The 15,874-nt window shown below is 41.7% G+C and carries 10 protein-coding genes, 2 tRNA genes, 3 rRNA genes and 1 pseudogene; 14 read left to right on the plus strand and 2 right to left on the minus strand.

Annotated features, from left to right (window positions below; all coding sequences use genetic code 11):
* The first annotated feature begins 2 nt into the window (after nt 1-2).
* Both HMPREF0833_RS09695 and HMPREF0833_RS09700 read left to right on the plus strand, forming a co-directional pair.
* Nucleotides 3-1,070, plus strand: coding sequence for an ABC transporter ATP-binding protein (locus HMPREF0833_RS09695; RefSeq protein ID WP_013904709.1), 1,068 nt, complete (start codon nt 3-5; stop codon nt 1,068-1,070).
* A gap of 10 nt (nt 1,071-1,080) precedes the next feature.
* Nucleotides 1,081-2,007 carry an ATP-binding cassette domain-containing protein gene (locus HMPREF0833_RS09700; protein WP_003010296.1) on the plus strand — a complete coding sequence of 309 codons (927 nt, stop codon included), beginning with the start codon at nt 1,081-1,083 and terminating at the stop codon, nt 2,005-2,007.
* A gap of 61 nt (nt 2,008-2,068) precedes the next feature.
* Here the strand turns inward: HMPREF0833_RS09700 and HMPREF0833_RS10505 are convergent.
* Nucleotides 2,069-3,227, minus strand: a pseudogene (locus HMPREF0833_RS10505) (transposase).
* Between the two features lie 440 nt (nt 3,228-3,667).
* Between HMPREF0833_RS10505 and HMPREF0833_RS09715 the strand changes: the two are divergent.
* The 5 genes from HMPREF0833_RS09715 (at nt 3,668) to HMPREF0833_RS09735 (ending at nt 8,639) form a co-directional block, all read left to right on the plus strand.
* Nucleotides 3,668-5,215, plus strand: a 16S ribosomal RNA gene (locus HMPREF0833_RS09715).
* Nucleotides 5,216-5,268: 53 nt separating this feature from the next.
* A tRNA-Ala gene (locus HMPREF0833_RS09720) sits at nt 5,269-5,341 on the plus strand.
* Nucleotides 5,342-5,464: 123 nt separating this feature from the next.
* Nucleotides 5,465-8,364: ribosomal RNA gene (locus tag HMPREF0833_RS09725) — 23S ribosomal RNA — on the plus strand.
* Nucleotides 8,365-8,444: 80 nt separating this feature from the next.
* Nucleotides 8,445-8,560, plus strand: a 5S ribosomal RNA gene (rrf, locus tag HMPREF0833_RS09730).
* Together the 16S, 23S and 5S rRNA genes with 2 tRNA genes alongside form the textbook arrangement of a ribosomal RNA operon.
* A gap of 5 nt (nt 8,561-8,565) precedes the next feature.
* A tRNA-Asn gene (locus HMPREF0833_RS09735) sits at nt 8,566-8,639 on the plus strand.
* Nucleotides 8,640-8,917: 278 nt separating this feature from the next.
* Here HMPREF0833_RS09735 and HMPREF0833_RS09740 read toward each other — a convergent pair.
* The gene (locus HMPREF0833_RS09740; protein ID WP_013904712.1) at nt 8,918-10,273 is read right to left on the minus strand and encodes an aspartate kinase; all 1,356 of its coding nucleotides are present in this window, start codon (nt 10,271-10,273) and stop codon (nt 8,918-8,920) included.
* A gap of 242 nt (nt 10,274-10,515) precedes the next feature.
* On the opposite strand from HMPREF0833_RS09740, the gene fabM reads away from it, so the two are divergent.
* From fabM to fabG, 7 genes are all read left to right on the plus strand, one after another.
* Nucleotides 10,516-11,304, plus strand: a complete 789-nt coding sequence (gene fabM, locus HMPREF0833_RS09745) for a trans-2-decenoyl-ACP isomerase (RefSeq protein WP_041818454.1) — start codon at nt 10,516-10,518, stop codon at nt 11,302-11,304.
* Between the two features lie 95 nt (nt 11,305-11,399).
* A complete protein-coding gene (fabT, locus tag HMPREF0833_RS09750) occupies nt 11,400-11,834 on the plus strand; it encodes a fatty acid biosynthesis transcriptional regulator FabT (RefSeq protein ID WP_003003993.1) in 435 nt (144 codons plus the stop codon).
* On the plus strand, nt 11,834-12,808 hold the full coding sequence (locus tag HMPREF0833_RS09755; RefSeq protein WP_003018505.1) for a beta-ketoacyl-ACP synthase III: 975 nt from the start codon (nt 11,834-11,836) through the stop codon (nt 12,806-12,808). Before fabT ends, HMPREF0833_RS09755 begins: the two co-directional genes overlap by 1 nt.
* A gap of 57 nt (nt 12,809-12,865) precedes the next feature.
* Nucleotides 12,866-13,090, plus strand: a complete 225-nt coding sequence (locus HMPREF0833_RS09760; RefSeq protein WP_003003892.1) for an acyl carrier protein — start codon at nt 12,866-12,868, stop codon at nt 13,088-13,090.
* A 114-nt stretch (nt 13,091-13,204) separates the two neighbouring features.
* Complete coding sequence (gene fabK / locus HMPREF0833_RS09765; RefSeq protein ID WP_013904716.1) at nt 13,205-14,170, plus strand: enoyl-[acyl-carrier-protein] reductase FabK; 966 nt, start codon at nt 13,205-13,207, stop codon at nt 14,168-14,170.
* Nucleotides 14,171-14,192: 22 nt separating this feature from the next.
* Nucleotides 14,193-15,113 carry an ACP S-malonyltransferase gene (fabD, locus tag HMPREF0833_RS09770; protein ID WP_013904717.1) on the plus strand — a complete coding sequence of 307 codons (921 nt, stop codon included), beginning with the start codon at nt 14,193-14,195 and terminating at the stop codon, nt 15,111-15,113.
* A gap of 12 nt (nt 15,114-15,125) precedes the next feature.
* Complete coding sequence (gene fabG, locus HMPREF0833_RS09775) at nt 15,126-15,860, plus strand: 3-oxoacyl-[acyl-carrier-protein] reductase (RefSeq protein WP_013904718.1); 735 nt, start codon at nt 15,126-15,128, stop codon at nt 15,858-15,860.
* Nucleotides 15,861-15,874 lie beyond the last annotated feature (14 nt).

The following is a 15,874-nucleotide window of genomic DNA, read 5'->3' on the forward strand; positions in this document are numbered from 1 at the left end:
ATATGACATCAAATAACAATATTATTTTATCTGCTCAAGATATCGTAGTGGAATTTGACGTGCGCGATCGCGTACTGACAGCTATTCGTGGCGTATCGCTTGAGCTAGTCGAAGGTGAAGTTCTTGCCTTAGTTGGTGAGTCAGGTTCAGGGAAATCAGTTTTGACAAAAACGTTCACCGGAATGTTAGAAGATAACGGCCGTATTGCCCAAGGTTCGATTAAATATCGTGGTCAAGAATTGACAGATTTGAAATCGAATAAAGATTGGGAAAATATTCGTGGATCTAAGATCGCTACAATTTTCCAAGACCCAATGACAAGTTTGGATCCAATCAATACAATTGGCTCACAAATTACCGAAGTCATTATCAAACACCAAGGGAAAACAGCTAAAGAAGCCAGAGAAATGGCTTTGGACTATATGGAAAAAGTTGGAATTCCAGATGCTGAACGTCGTTTTGATGAGTATCCATTCCAATATTCAGGTGGGATGCGTCAACGGATCGTTATTGCCATCGCCTTGGCCTGCCGCCCAGATATCTTAATCTGTGACGAACCAACAACAGCCCTTGATGTAACCATTCAAGCGCAAATCATTGATTTGTTGAAATCCCTTCAAAAAGAATACCAATTTACAGTTATCTTTATCACCCACGACTTAGGTGTGGTTGCAAGTATTGCAGATAAAGTAGCCGTTATGTATGCTGGAGAAATTGTTGAGTTTGGTAAGGTAGAAGAAATTTTCTACGATCCAAAACATCCATACACATGGAGCTTGCTTTCAAGCTTGCCTCAATTGTCAACCTCAGATGGTGATCTTTACTCTATTCCAGGGACTCCGCCATCATTGTATGCTCCAATCAAAGGAGATGCCTTCGCACTTCGTTCAGACTATGCAATGCAGATTGATTTTGAAGAAGAGGCACCGGCTTTCAAAGTGACCGATACTCACTGGGCTAAGACATGGTTGCTCCATCCAGATGCACCAACAGTTCATAAACCAGAAGTAATCGAAAACCTTCACGAAAAGATTGGCTCAAAAATGGGCTTCACTCACATGACAGAATAGGAGGAAGGAAATGACTGAAAAATTAGTTGAAATTAAAGATTTAGAAATTTCCTTCGGTGAAGGAAGTAAAAAATTCGTTGCTGTTAAAAACGCCAACTTCTTCATTAATAAGGGAGAAACTTTCTCTCTTGTTGGTGAATCAGGAAGTGGGAAGACAACAATTGGACGTGCGATCATCGGTTTGAATGATACAAGTGCTGGAGAAATTATTTATGATGGTCGCAAGATCAACGGAAAAAACTCTCATAGTGAAAAATCAGAGTTGATCCGTAAAATTCAAATGATCTTCCAAGACCCAGCAGCAAGTCTGAATGAACGTGCAACAGTTGATTATATTATCTCTGAAGGTTTGATCAATCACCATTTGTTTAACAGTGAAGAAGAACGTCAGGAAAAAGTAAAAAATATTATGCATGAAGTTGGGCTTCTTGCAGAACATTTGACACGTTACCCTCATGAATTCTCAGGTGGACAACGTCAACGGATCGGTATTGCCCGTGCACTTGTTATGGAACCAGAATTTGTCATTGCGGATGAACCAATCTCAGCCCTTGACGTTTCAGTACGTGCGCAGGTCTTGAACCTTTTGAAAAAATTCCAAAGAGAATTAGGCTTGACCTACCTCTTTATCGCCCATGACTTGTCAGTTGTGCGCTTCATTTCTGACCGTATTGCAGTTATCTATAAAGGGGTTATTGTAGAAGTAGCAGAAACTGAAGAGCTATTTAACCACCCAATCCATCCATATACTCAATCCCTACTTTCAGCGGTCCCAATTCCAGATCCAATTCTAGAACGTAAAAAAGTTCTAAAAATTTATGATCCGGAACAACATGATTATTCTGAAGATAAACCACAAATGGTTGAAATTAAACCAGGTCATTATGTATGGGCTAACAAAGCTGAAGAAAACAAATACAGACAAGAATATAAATAGAGAGGCTTTCCTCTCTATTTTCTTTATGCCTTTTTGTCAACTGTAGTGGATGACGAAACTTCTAGAGAGGACCAGATAGGTCTTCCTTTTTTATATGTTTAGAGCGATGAAAACACGCTTCCTAAAGTTGATAGAGTTTCTAAAATCAAATCCTATAGGTTTGATGTCTTTGATCAACTTATTAGTCGTTTTGAGTTTCTCGTTTGAATCGTCTGTTTCTAGCGTATTTATGATGTGTCTAAGGAAAGTCCTAAATGGTGATGGACCGTTCCTCTAACAGCTCAAAGAACGCATCTACTCTCTTCTCCTGAAAAGACTAGTGTCTTCTCAACGACTTCATCGGTAATCAAGGTTTGACGGAAAGTCATTGAATGAAAAGAGTTGAGAGATAACTTACGGATTTCTTTTTGAAAGATTTGCCAGTGAATATTTAAGGCACGATAGGGTAGTGACTTCTTATCAAATTGGTTCATAATCGAAATCTTGTCTTTAAAAACACGCGTCCAAGGTGATGGGAAATGTGGAAACGATCAAGAACGATTTTAGCGTTTAAAAAGCGTTTTCGAGCCAATGGAATATAGGTTCTGATATATCCATCGCGATAAATTGGACCTTTTGCCGAGCTTTCAATGAATACAAAAAAAGTAGTTTTGTATAGTAATTTGGAGACCTTTATCGAGGAGGATAATGAGTTCGCTGGACTCATAGTTTTGTGTCACAAAAACTAAGTCACCTTTCTTAAAACCAAACTCCTTCCAGGACATAATCTTTGAGAGTTGGTCATAATGTTTCTTGAAAGTAAATTGGTAATGCTTACGATAGACAGTATAGGTTAACACATGAAGTTTTCAATCAATATCCATTAGAGGTTCCTTCTGAGTTAGGGGGTGTGTAATTTTTTTCGGACAAGGGTTGAGATATAACATATATTCTTAATAAATGATGTTTCGGCAATCATGACACTCCTACAGCTTTTACACGGGAAACAATGTTTCTTTAGACGTAGTAGTGTTGAAGTTCCAGCTTGTTCAAGAAGAGGAAGTTTAGAAGGTTTTTGAAAGTCTTATTTAATAATCTTTCCTTGGCAATGGGGGATAATGGTACAGGATAATCGAATTTTACTTGAATCTCAGGATGAATATCATTTTCAAAACGAATGAAATAATGATATTAGGGTCTTTAATTCCGAATAATTCTGAGGTATCCTTAATGAGTCCCATAGGTTCCTCCTAACGGTAGTTTCGTCGCTTTTCATTATAGTTATTATAGGAGTATTTGTTTATAAGTAAAATGTTCTAAAATCTATAGAATAGTTTTCCCCGCTATAGGAATTATTAAGCCAGAGTTTTTTACTATATCTAATAAAAGAATAAAATTGTAAAGAAGTAATTTTTCTAAAGCATGAAAAGCCTTTATTGTAGGCTTTTTTTCGATTTTTTAAAAAAAATCTTAAAAAAAGTAAAATTTTTTTAAAAAAGTGTTGACAGTAAGGAGAGATCATGATAAACTAATATAGTTGTCGCGAGAGAGCGACAAAGACCTTTGAAAACTGAACAAGACGAACCAATGTGCAGGGCACTACAACTGAAGTTGTAGTAACTGAACAATAAAAAAACAATAAATCTGTCAGTGACAGAATGAGTTTAAGACAAACAATTATTTTAATGAGAGTTTGATCCTGGCTCAGGATGAACGCTGGCGGCGTGCCTAATACATGCAAGTAGAACGCTGAAGCTTGGTGCTTGCACCGAGCGGAGGAGTTGCGAACGGGTGAGTAACGCGTAGGTAACCTGCCTCTTAGCGGGGGATAACTATTGGAAACGATAGCTAATACCGCATAAAAGTCGACATTGCATGATGTTGACTTGAAAGGTGCAAATGCATCACTAAGAGATGGACCTGCGTTGTATTAGCTAGTTGGTGAGGTAACGGCTCACCAAGGCGACGATACATAGCCGACCTGAGAGGGTGATCGGCCACACTGGGACTGAGACACGGCCCAGACTCCTACGGGAGGCAGCAGTAGGGAATCTTCGGCAATGGACGGAAGTCTGACCGAGCAACGCCGCGTGAGTGAAGAAGGTTTTCGGATCGTAAAGCTCTGTTGTAAGAGAAGAACGAGTGTGAGAGTGGAAAGTTCACACTGTGACGGTAACTTACCAGAAAGGGACGGCTAACTACGTGCCAGCAGCCGCGGTAATACGTAGGTCCCGAGCGTTATCCGGATTTATTGGGCGTAAAGCGAGCGCAGGCGGTTAGATAAGTCTGAAGTTAAAGGCTGTGGCTTAACCATAGTACGCTTTGGAAACTGTTTAACTTGAGTGCAGAAGGGGAGAGTGGAATTCCATGTGTAGCGGTGAAATGCGTAGATATATGGAGGAACACCGGTGGCGAAAGCGGCTCTCTGGTCTGTAACTGACGCTGAGGCTCGAAAGCGTGGGGAGCAAACAGGATTAGATACCCTGGTAGTCCACGCCGTAAACGATGAGTGCTAGGTGTTGGGTCCTTTCCGGGACTCAGTGCCGCAGCTAACGCATTAAGCACTCCGCCTGGGGAGTACGACCGCAAGGTTGAAACTCAAAGGAATTGACGGGGGCCCGCACAAGCGGTGGAGCATGTGGTTTAATTCGAAGCAACGCGAAGAACCTTACCAGGTCTTGACATCCCTCTGACCGCTCTAGAGATAGAGCTTTCCTTCGGGACAGAGGTGACAGGTGGTGCATGGTTGTCGTCAGCTCGTGTCGTGAGATGTTGGGTTAAGTCCCGCAACGAGCGCAACCCCTATTGTTAGTTGCCATCATTTAGTTGGGCACTCTAGCGAGACTGCCGGTAATAAACCGGAGGAAGGTGGGGATGACGTCAAATCATCATGCCCCTTATGACCTGGGCTACACACGTGCTACAATGGCTGGTACAACGAGTCGCGAGTCGGTGACGGCAAGCTAATCTCTTAAAGCCAGTCTCAGTTCGGATTGTAGGCTGCAACTCGCCTACATGAAGTCGGAATCGCTAGTAATCGCGGATCAGCACGCCGCGGTGAATACGTTCCCGGGCCTTGTACACACCGCCCGTCACACCACGAGAGTTTGTAACACCCGAAGTCGGTGAGGTAACCTTTTGGAGCCAGCCGCCTAAGGTGGGATAGATGATTGGGGTGAAGTCGTAACAAGGTAGCCGTATCGGAAGGTGCGGCTGGATCACCTCCTTTCTAAGGAAAAGGAACCCTGTACGTTGGTCTTGTTTAGTTTTGAGAGGTCTTGTGGGGCCTTAGCTCAGCTGGGAGAGCGCCTGCTTTGCACGCAGGAGGTCAGCGGTTCGATCCCGCTAGGCTCCATTAACACTGTAAGGGTGTTAAGCTTGAACATTGAAAATTGAATATCTATATCAAATAGTAACAAGAAAATAAACCGAAACGCTGTAAATATTTAAAGAGTTTAGGTCGCAAGACCAAAAATAAGGTTAAGTTAATAAGGGCGCACGGTGGATGCCTTGGCACTAGAAGCCGAAGAAGGACGTGACAAACGACGAAATGCTTTGGGGAGCTGTAAGTAAGCGATGATCCAGAGATGTCCGAATGGGGGAACCCACTAGCTAATGGCTAGTACTCCTATCTGTTAAGGATAGGTAGAGGAAGACGCAGTGAACTGAAACATCTAAGTAGCTGCAGGAAGAGAAAGCAAAAGCGATTGCCTGAGTAGCGGCGAGCGAAACGGCAGGAGGGCAAACCGAAGAGTTTACTCTTCGGGGTTGTAGGACTGCAATGTGGACATAAAGAGTATAGAAGAATGACATGGGAAGGTCAGCCAAAGAGAGTAAGAGCCTCGTAATCGAAATAGTCTTTATACCTAGCAGTATCCTGAGTACGGCGGGACACGAGAAATCCCGTCGGAATCTGGGAGGACCATCTCCCAACCCTAAATACTCTCTAGTGACCGATAGTGAACCAGTACCGTGAGGGAAAGGTGAAAAGCACCCCGGGAGGGGAGTGAAATAGAACCTGAAACCGTGTGCCTACAACAAGTTCGAGCCCGTTAATGGGTGAGAGCGTGCCTTTTGTAGAATGAACCGGCGAGTTACGATATGATGCGAGGTTAAGTTGAAGAGACGGAGCCGTAGGGAAACCGAGTCTGAATAGGGCGCAATAGTATTATGTCGTAGACCCGAAACCATGTGACCTACCCATGAGCAGGTTGAAGGTGAGGTAAAACTCACTGGAGGACCGAACCAGGGCACGTTGAAAAGTGCTTGGATGACTTGTGGGTAGCGGAGAAATTCCAAACGAACTTGGAGATAGCTGGTTCTCTCCGAAATAGCTTTAGGGCTAGCGTCGACATTAAGATTCTTGGAGGTAGAGCACTGTTTGGGTGAGGGGTCCATCCCGGATTACCAATCTCAGATAAACTCCGAATGCCAAAGAATTATGGTCGGCAGTCAGACTGCGAGTGCTAAGATCCGTAGTCGAAAGGGAAACAGCCCAGACCACCAGCTAAGGTCCCAAAATAATTGTTAAGTGGAAAAGGATGTGGGGTTGCACAGACAACTAGGATGTTAGCTTAGAAGCAGCTATTCATTCAAAGAGTGCGTAATAGCTCACTAGTCGAGTGACCCTGCGCCGAAAATGTACCGGGGCTAAAACAATTTACCGAAGCTGTGGATACCTTTATAGGTATGGTAGGAGAGCGTTCTATGTGTGGAGAAGGTGTACCGTGAGGAGCGCTGGAACGCATAGAAGTGAGAATGCCGGTATGAGTAGCGAAAGACAGGTGAGAATCCTGTCCACCGTAAGACTAAGGTTTCCAGGGGAAGGCTCGTCCGCCCTGGGTTAGTCGGGACCTAAGGAGAGACCGAAAGGTGTATCCGATGGACAACAGGTTGATATTCCTGTACTAGAGTATGTAGTGAAGGAGGGACGCAGTAGGCTAACTAAAGCGTGCGACTGGAAGTGCACGTCTAAGCAGTGAGGTGTGAATTGAGTTAAATGCTTAATTCTGTAACATTGAGCTGTGATGGGGAGCGAAGATTAGTAGCGAAGTTAGTGACGTCACACTGCCAAGAAAAGCTTCTAGCGTTAATCATACTCTACCCGTACCGCAAACCGACACAGGTAGTCGAGGCGAGTAGCCTCAGGTGAGCGAGAGAACTCTCGTTAAGGAACTCGGCAAAATGACCCCGTAACTTCGGGAGAAGGGGTGCTGGCTTTGAGTCAGCCGCAGTGAATAGGCCCAAGCAACTGTTTATCAAAAACACAGCTCTCTGCTAAATCGTAAGATGATGTATAGGGGGTGACGCCTGCCCGGTGCTGGAAGGTTAAGAGGAGTGCTTAGCGTAAGCGAAGGTATGAATTGAAGCCCCAGTAAACGGCGGCCGTAACTATAACGGTCCTAAGGTAGCGAAATTCCTTGTCGGGTAAGTTCCGACCCGCACGAAAGGCGTAATGATTTGGGCACTGTCTCAACGAGAGACTCGGTGAAATTTTAGTACCTGTGAAGATGCAGGTTACCCGCGACAGGACGGAAAGACCCCATGGAGCTTTACTGCAGTTTGATATTGAGTGTCTGTGCCACATGTACAGGATAGGTAGGAGCCATAGAGATCGGGACGCCAGTTTCGATGGAGGCGTTGTTGGGATACTACCCTTGTGTTATGGCCACTCTAACCCGGTAGGTTTATCATCTACGGAGACAGTGTCTGACGGGCAGTTTGACTGGGGCGGTCGCCTCCTAAAAGGTAACGGAGGCGCCCAAAGGTTCCCTCAGAATGGTTGGAAATCATTCGCAGAGTGTAAAGGTATAAGGGAGCTTGACTGCGAGAGCTACAACTCGAGCAGGGACGAAAGTCGGGCTTAGTGATCCGGTGGTTCCGTATGGAAGGGCCATCGCTCAACGGATAAAAGCTACCCTGGGGATAACAGGCTTATCTCCCCCAAGAGTTCACATCGACGGGGAGGTTTGGCACCTCGATGTCGGCTCGTCGCATCCTGGGGCTGTAGTCGGTCCCAAGGGTTGGGCTGTTCGCCCATTAAAGCGGCACGCGAGCTGGGTTCAGAACGTCGTGAGACAGTTCGGTCCCTATCCGTCGCGGGCGTAGGAAATTTGAGAGGATCTGCTCCTAGTACGAGAGGACCAGAGTGGACTTACCGCTGGTGTACCAGTTGTCTCGCCAGAGGCATCGCTGGGTAGCTATGTAGGGAAGGGATAAACGCTGAAAGCATCTAAGTGTGAAACCCACCTCAAGATGAGATTTCCCATAACTATATGTTAGTAAGAGCCCTGAGAGAAGATCAGGTAGATAGGTTAGGAGTGGAAGTTGTGTGAGCAATGGAGCGGACTAATACTAATAGCTCGAGGACTTATCCAAAGAGTCAGAAGATATTGACAAAGTTAGGTTTAGTTTGTTAGAATATAGATATTCAATTTTGAATGTTTAAACATTCAGAGTTAAGTGACGATAGCCTAGGAGATACACCTGTACCCATGCCGAACACAGCAGTTAAGCCCTAGAACGCCGGAAGTAGTTGGGGGTTGCCCCCTGTGAGATAAGGAAGTCGCTTAGCTTGATTCCGCCATAGCTCAGTTGGTAGTAGCGCATGACTGTTAATCATGATGTCGTAGGTTCGAGTCCTACTGGCGGAGTATATTCAAAGAGGTCAATTATTGACCTCTTTTATTTTTTAGAAAAAGCTCTATTAGGCAATTGGAGCTTCAGAATGTATACAATCCCAATAAACAATAGAAAATTTCTATTTTGAGGTTGCTTACCATATAATGGAAACTCTTAGGAATGCTGATATAGTACTATTTTTAAGAGTTTTTTGCTTTCTCTGGTAAAAAAAAGATTGAAGAAAGTAATCAAAATTGATTTTTTCTTCAATCCGAAGTACCTGTTAAGTAACGGAACATTTATCTATTTATTAGTTATTTGAGAAAAATGCATTATATAAAGCTTTAATGGCTTTTTCTTCTTGGTTTTTACTTACAACGAACATAATGGAAACTTCACTAGAACCTTGTGAAATCATTTGAATATTAACTTCATTTTCTGATAGTGCTTTGGCTGCAGTTGCCGTAACCCCAACTTGACTTTTCATTTTTTCACCAACAATCATAATGATTGAAAGATCATGTTCAATCTCAGCTGTGTCAACTTCAAGTTTCTGAGTTAATTGTTTTAAAATTTCTTGTTCTTTAATTGGAGTGAGTTCACGTGAACGTAAGATTATAGATAAGTCATCGATACCAGTTGGCATGTGTTCCCAACTAATATTAAGATCTTCTAGTACTTGTAAAACTTTACGACCAAAGCCAACCTCACGGTTCATGAGGTATTTGGTCATATTGATACTTACAAAACCTGAATCACCTGCGATTCCTACTACAGTTACATGATCATTAGAATGTTCTAAAACAATTCTTGTACCAGGATGATTTGGATTGTTTGTATTTTTTATTACTAGAGGAATTTTACCTCTGTATGCTGGTACGAGAGCCTCATCATGCAAGACAGAAAAGCCAGCATAGGCTAATTCACGCATCTCTTTGTAGGTTAACTCAGGAATCGAGTGGGGATTTTTAATAATACCAGGGTGTGCAGCAAATATTCCATTGACATCCGTAAAGTTTTCGTATAAGTCTGCTTTTACACCTGCAGCAATGATTGATCCTGTAATATCAGAACCACCACGAGAAAATGTACAAATGTCCCCATCTTGGGTAACACCAAAGAATCCTGGAACGACAATCACTTCACTTGAATCTTTTAGTTCTTCAATTTTATCATAACTAGATGGCAAAATCCGAGCGTTGGAAGGTTCTGCAGTAACGGTAATTCCTGCTTCTTTTGGATGAATATATCTTGATTCTAAGCCATTTTGATTGAAATAAGCAGCAATGAGTTTAGCATTGTTATTTTCACCAGCAGCTAGGAATGCATCGTATGTAAATGGGTTTCCTTTTTTGGGTAAATTTGTCAAATCATAGATATCTTCAGCAATTTCTTGAATAATGGATTCTTTGAGACCCAATTCTTCCGTAATAGCACGATAACGCTCTATAATCCACTGTTGTGTTTGAGTAACATCCTTATCTGAAGTAAATTCTTTATAATATCGAATCAGAGCATCTGTTACTTTTGTATCTTCTGCATTGCGTTTACCTGGAGCCGATACAACTACAAACCTTCTTTCTGGATCATCTTTAATGATATCAAGTACTTTTTTTAATTGAGAAGCTGATGCTAGAGAACTTCCACCGAATTTTGTTACTTTCATGTTTTCTCCTTAATAGTTTTCATTAATACATTATACCAAAGTTCAGTTATTGATACAATTTATTTCCTGATAGGAAATAGTATTTGTAACTTCTGAGGCAAAAGGTTGAAACTATTCAAACTTTACAATTTTGTTACATCATATAGATATATTTTACTAATTTTATTTTTTGTGGTATGATATGTTATAATTCATAAGTTTTAATATCAAAATATTTAATGTTAAAACAAAAGGAGTCTGAGATGTTTGAAACAATTTTGTATTCAGTTGAAAATGACCTAGCAACGATTTCTTTAAATCGTCCTGAGGTATCAAATGGTTTTAACATTCCAATGTGTCAAGAAATTTTAGCTGCTTTGGAAGATGCAGAAACCAATGAGGAAGTTAAATTCATTATTCTGTCAGCAGAAGGAAAAATCTTTTCAGTTGGTGGGGATTTGAGCGAAATGAAACGTGCAGTTGATGCGAATGACATCGAGTCTCTTGTCTTAATTGCGGAATTGGTTAATACTATTTCGAAGAAAATTAAACAATTGCCTAAGCCAGTTATCATGGTGGCAGATGGAGCTGTCGCAGGAGCAGCAGCAAACATTGCAGTAGCTGTTGATTTTTGTATTATTAGTGAGCGGACAAAATTCATTCAGGCTTTTGTTGGGGTTGGTTTAGCACCAGATGCAGGTGGTTTATTCTTATTAGGAAAATCTATTGGAATGTCTCGTGCTACTCATTTAGTAATGACGGGTGAAGCCCTGAACGCTGAAAAGGCATTTGATTATGGCCTAGCTTACCGTGTATGTGAATCTGATAAACTCGATAAGACGGTAGATCAACTGCTTAAAAAATTAAGAAGAGGATCTTCAAATTCTTATGCTGCTATGAAAGAAATGGTATGGGAAGCATTCCTGAAAGATTGGGATCAATATGCGGGTCTTGAATTGGAATTGCAAAAGAAACTAGCTTTTACGGAAGATTTTAAGGAGGGGGTTATTGCCTACTCTGAAAAACGACGTCCACAATTTAAAGGAAAATAAATTTGTATTTTTTCTGTGTTTTTTGAAAAAATGCTTGCAAATTATTTTCATTTTTGATACAATTCGACTGTCAAAGTAATTTAGGAGGTGGAGTTTTGAATTACCAATTAGTTAACGATTATTTAACATCCATCTTTAATAATGTTTTGGTTATTGAGGAGTCGAGCCTAAGAGCAAGTCGATTCAAAGATGTTTCTATAAAGGAAATGCATACGATTGATGTGATTGGTTCGACACCGAATGCAACACCGAGTGATATTTCACGGGAGTTGATGGTGACTTTAGGGACTGTCACGACAAGTTTGAATAATCTTGAACGCAAAGGGTATATCGAAAGAAGAAGATCAGAGGTTGATCGCCGGGTTGTACACTTAAGTTTAACGAAAAATGGTCGTCTCCTTTATCGTCTTCATCAGCAATTCCATAAACGGATGGTCAACCAAATTATTGGAGATATGAGTCCTGAAGAGAAGAAAGTGATGCAAAAGGGGTTACAGAATTTGTATCGTTTCTTGGAGGAAATCAAATAATGGTCTTTGCTAAAATAAGTCAAGTTGCTCATTATGCACCTGACCAAGTCATATCAAATGATGATTTGGCTGAGATCATGGATACTAGTGATGAATGGATTAGCAGTCGGACAGGAATTCTTCGTCGTCATATTTCAAGAGCGGAAATGACAAGTGATCTTGCAACAGAGGTTGCTAAGAGACTGTTGGAAAAATCTAAATTATCCGCAGAAGATCTTGATTTCATCATTGTTGCTACGATTACACCAGATAGCTTAATGCCTTCTACTGCTGCTCGAGTCCAAGCCAATATTGGAGCCTCGCGAGCATTTGCCTTTGATCTGACAGCGGCTTGTAGTGGATTTGTATTTGCGTTATCGACAGCTGAAAAATACATTTCATCTGGAATGTATCAGAGAGGGATTGTGATCGGTAGCGAGACGCTTTCAAAGGTCTTGGACTGGTCGGATCGATCCACCTCTGTGCTTTTTGGTGATGGAGCTGGGGGTGTCTTACTTGAAGTTAGTGATCAAAAAACATTTTTAGCTGAGAATCTGTATACGGACGGGAGTAGAGGTAATAGTTTGGAATCTTGCTATTTGGGTCTGTCTTCCCCTTATTCAGATGAAGTTTCTGATCGAAAATATCTGACAATGGACGGACGGGCAGTTTTTGATTTTGCTATTCGTGATGTAACGAAAAGTATTCAAAAAATTATAGCAGACGCCTCTATGGAAGCAGAAGAGATTGACTATTTTCTGTTACACCAGGCGAATGACCGAATGTTAGATAAGATGTCAAAAAAACTGGGTGTCTCTAGAGAGAAAATCCCAGCAAATATGATGGAATATGGGAACACTAGTGCTGCTAGTATCCCCATTCTATTATCGGAGTGTGTCGAGAATCATCGAATCAAGATGGATGGAAGTCAAAAGATCCTTCTAACAGGATTCGGTGGAGGTTTGACATGGGGCACACTTCTTGTTACAATCTAGTTAAACATGTGGAAACACATTTTAAAAATTTATTTATTATTTTTAAGGAGGCCAATCATGGCAGTATTTGAAAAAGTACAAGAAATTATCGTTGAAGAACTTGGTAAAGAACCATCAGAAGTAACTCTTGAATCTACTTTCGAAGATTTAGAAGCAGATTCTTTGGATTTGTTCCAAGTAATCTCTGAAATTGAAGATGCATTTGATATCCAAATCGAAACTGAAGAAGGATTGTCTACAGTTGGTGATCTTGTCGCTTACGTAGAAGAAAAAACAAAATAATGATAGATGAGAGTATCGAAAGATATTCTCTCTTGTTTAGGTAATAGTTTGAGGCTCAAAGAAACAGTCATACAAACTCAAACTATTACTTAAGCGAAAAATGAGGTAGGAATTATGCAAACACGAATTACTGAACTATTGAATATTAAGTATCCAATCTTCCAAGGTGGGATGGCTTGGGTAGCTGATGGTGACTTGGCTGGAGCGGTATCAAATGCCGGTGGTCTTGGAATCATTGGTGGTGGAAACGCTCCAAAAGAAGTTGTTAAGGCTAACATTGATAAGGTGAAGTCTATTACAGATAAGCCTTTTGGTGTAAATATCATGCTTTTGTCCCCATTTGCAGATGACATTGTTGACCTGGTGATTGAAGAAGGTGTAAAAGTTGTTACAACTGGCGCTGGAAATCCTGGGAAATACATGGATCGTTTCCATGAAGCAGGGATCACTGTCATTCCAGTGGTTCCGTCTGTTGCCCTTGCAAAACGGATGGAAAAATTGGGTGCCGATGCGGTGATTGCAGAAGGCATGGAAGCTGGAGGTCACATTGGTAAATTGACGACCATGACCTTGGTTCGTCAAGTGGTTGAAGCTGTTTCTATTCCAGTAATTGGTGCTGGAGGTGTCGCTGATGGTTCCGGTGCTGCAGCTGTCTTTATGTTAGGCGCTGAAGCTGTTCAGGTGGGAACTCGTTTCGTGGTTGCTAAAGAATCTAACGCTCACCAGAACTTTAAGAATAAAATCTTGAAAGCGAAAGATATTGATACGGTAGTTTCAGCATCAGTTGTTGGACACCCTGTTCGTGCGATCAAGAATAAATTGGCTTCTGCCTATAACCAAGCTGAAAGAGATTTCTTGGCAGGTAAGAAGACTCAAGAAGAAATTGAAGAATTAGGAGCAGGTGCCCTTCGCAATGCCGTTGTTGATGGAGATGTTGACAATGGATCTGTAATGGCAGGTCAAATTGCTGGTCTTGTTAGCAAGGAAGAAACTTGTGCTGAAATTCTAGAAGATATCTATTATGGTGCAGCCAAGGTGATTCAAAGAGAGGCTGCTCGTTGGGCAGATGTAAACGTCTAAAAACGTTGAAAGGATTAGGATAGTGACAAAACGTGCGTTCTTATTTGCTGGTCAAGGGGCTCAGAAATTGGGCATGGCGAGCGATTTGTATGCGGCTTATCCCGTTGTTAAAGAGACATTTGATACGGCTAGTCGTATTCTAGGTTATGATTTGCGTGAATTGATTGATTCTAACGAAGAAAAACTGAATCAGACACGCTATACTCAACCAGCTATTTTGACAACGTCAGTAGCCATTTATCGTCTCTTAGCAGAAAATGGTATCACTCCTGATATTGTTGCCGGCCTCTCTTTGGGGGAATATTCTGCCTTAGTTGCGGCTGGAGCTCTTTCGTTTGAAGATGCTGTAGCTTTGGTTGCGAAACGTGGTGAATTCATGGAAACAGCAGCTCCTGCTGGAAGTGGGAAAATGGTTGCTGTTATGAATACAGATCCAAGTTTGATCGAAGAGATTTGTCAACAAGCATCTGAAAAGGGTGTAGTGACACCAGCTAACTACAATACACCAGCACAAATTGTGATTGGTGGTGAGGTTGCGGCTGTGGACTATGCTGTAGAACTATTGAGGGAAGCAGGTGCCAAACGTTTGATCCCTTTGAATGTGTCAGGTCCATTCCACACAGCCTTACTGAAATCTGCTAGTCAAAAATTGGTGGCTGAATTAGAAAAAGTATCATTTAATGATTTTGATCTTCCTTTAGTTGGGAATACAGAAGCTACTATCATGAAGTCAGAAGATGTGAAAGCACTTTTGGCCCGTCAGGTGATGGAACCTGTACGTTTTTATGATTCGATTGCCACTATCCAAGAATTTGGTGTAGATGAAGTGATTGAGATTGGTCCAGGAAAAGTCTTGTCAGGTTTCTTGAAGAAAATTGATAAAACCCTACCAATTCAAAATGTTGAAGACCAAGCTAGTCTTGATGCCCTTCTTAATGCTTAAAACGAGGTAAACATGGAACTTAAGAATAAAAATGTTTTTGTAACCGGTTCAACACGTGGAATTGGATTAGCTGTGGCACATAAATTTGCTAGTCTTGGTGCCAACGTTATCCTAAATGGACGTTCTGAAATCTCTGAGGACTTGCTTGCACAGTTTGCAGATTATGGTGTAACTGTTGTTGGTATTTCTGGGGATATTTCTAATGGCGAAGATGCTCAACGTATGGTGGCTGAAGCAATTGAAAAGCTTGGCAGTGTTGATGTTTTGGTCAATAACGCTGGCATCACAAACGACAAGTTGATGTTGAAAATGACTGAAGAAGATTTTGAACGGGTCTTGAAAATCAACTTGACCGGTGCCTTTAATATGACACAAGCTGTCTTAAAACCTATGTCTAAGGCTCGTCAAGGTGCCATTATCAACATGTCCTCTGTTGTTGGTCTAATGGGGAATATTGGTCAAGCGAACTACGCGGCTTCAAAAGCTGGTTTGATTGGTTTTACCAAATCAGTAGCGCGTGAAGTTGCGGCCCGTGGCGTTCGTGTGAATGCCATTGCACCTGGTTTTATTGAATCGGATATGACAGACGCTATTCCAGAGAAAATGAAAGATGCCATGCTAGCTCAAGTGCCAATGAAACGAATTGGTCAAGCTGAAGAAGTGGCAGAAGTTGCGGCTTTCTTGGCAGGTCAAGAATATTTAACAGGTCAAACAATTGCCATTGATGGCGGAATGACTATGCAATAATGAATGCTCACTGA

The organism is Streptococcus parasanguinis ATCC 15912, assembly GCF_000164675.2.
GTDB classification, from domain to species: domain Bacteria; phylum Bacillota; class Bacilli; order Lactobacillales; family Streptococcaceae; genus Streptococcus; species Streptococcus parasanguinis.

Coding starts and splice junctions, on each gene's coding strand:
- HMPREF0833_RS09695 (WP_013904709.1), top strand. CDS start 3: ATGACATCAAATAACAATATTATTTTATCTGCTCAAGATATCGTAGTG.
- HMPREF0833_RS09700 (WP_003010296.1), top strand. CDS start 1,081: ATGACTGAAAAATTAGTTGAAATTAAAGATTTAGAAATTTCCTTCGGT.
- HMPREF0833_RS09740 (WP_013904712.1), bottom strand. CDS start 10,273: ATGAAAGTAACAAAATTCGGTGGAAGTTCTCTAGCATCAGCTTCTCAA.
- fabM (WP_041818454.1), top strand. CDS start 10,516: ATGTTTGAAACAATTTTGTATTCAGTTGAAAATGACCTAGCAACGATT.
- HMPREF0833_RS09755 (WP_003018505.1), top strand. CDS start 11,834: ATGGTCTTTGCTAAAATAAGTCAAGTTGCTCATTATGCACCTGACCAA.
- HMPREF0833_RS09760 (WP_003003892.1), top strand. CDS start 12,866: ATGGCAGTATTTGAAAAAGTACAAGAAATTATCGTTGAAGAACTTGGT.
- fabK (WP_013904716.1), top strand. CDS start 13,205: ATGCAAACACGAATTACTGAACTATTGAATATTAAGTATCCAATCTTC.
- fabG (WP_013904718.1), top strand. CDS start 15,126: ATGGAACTTAAGAATAAAAATGTTTTTGTAACCGGTTCAACACGTGGA.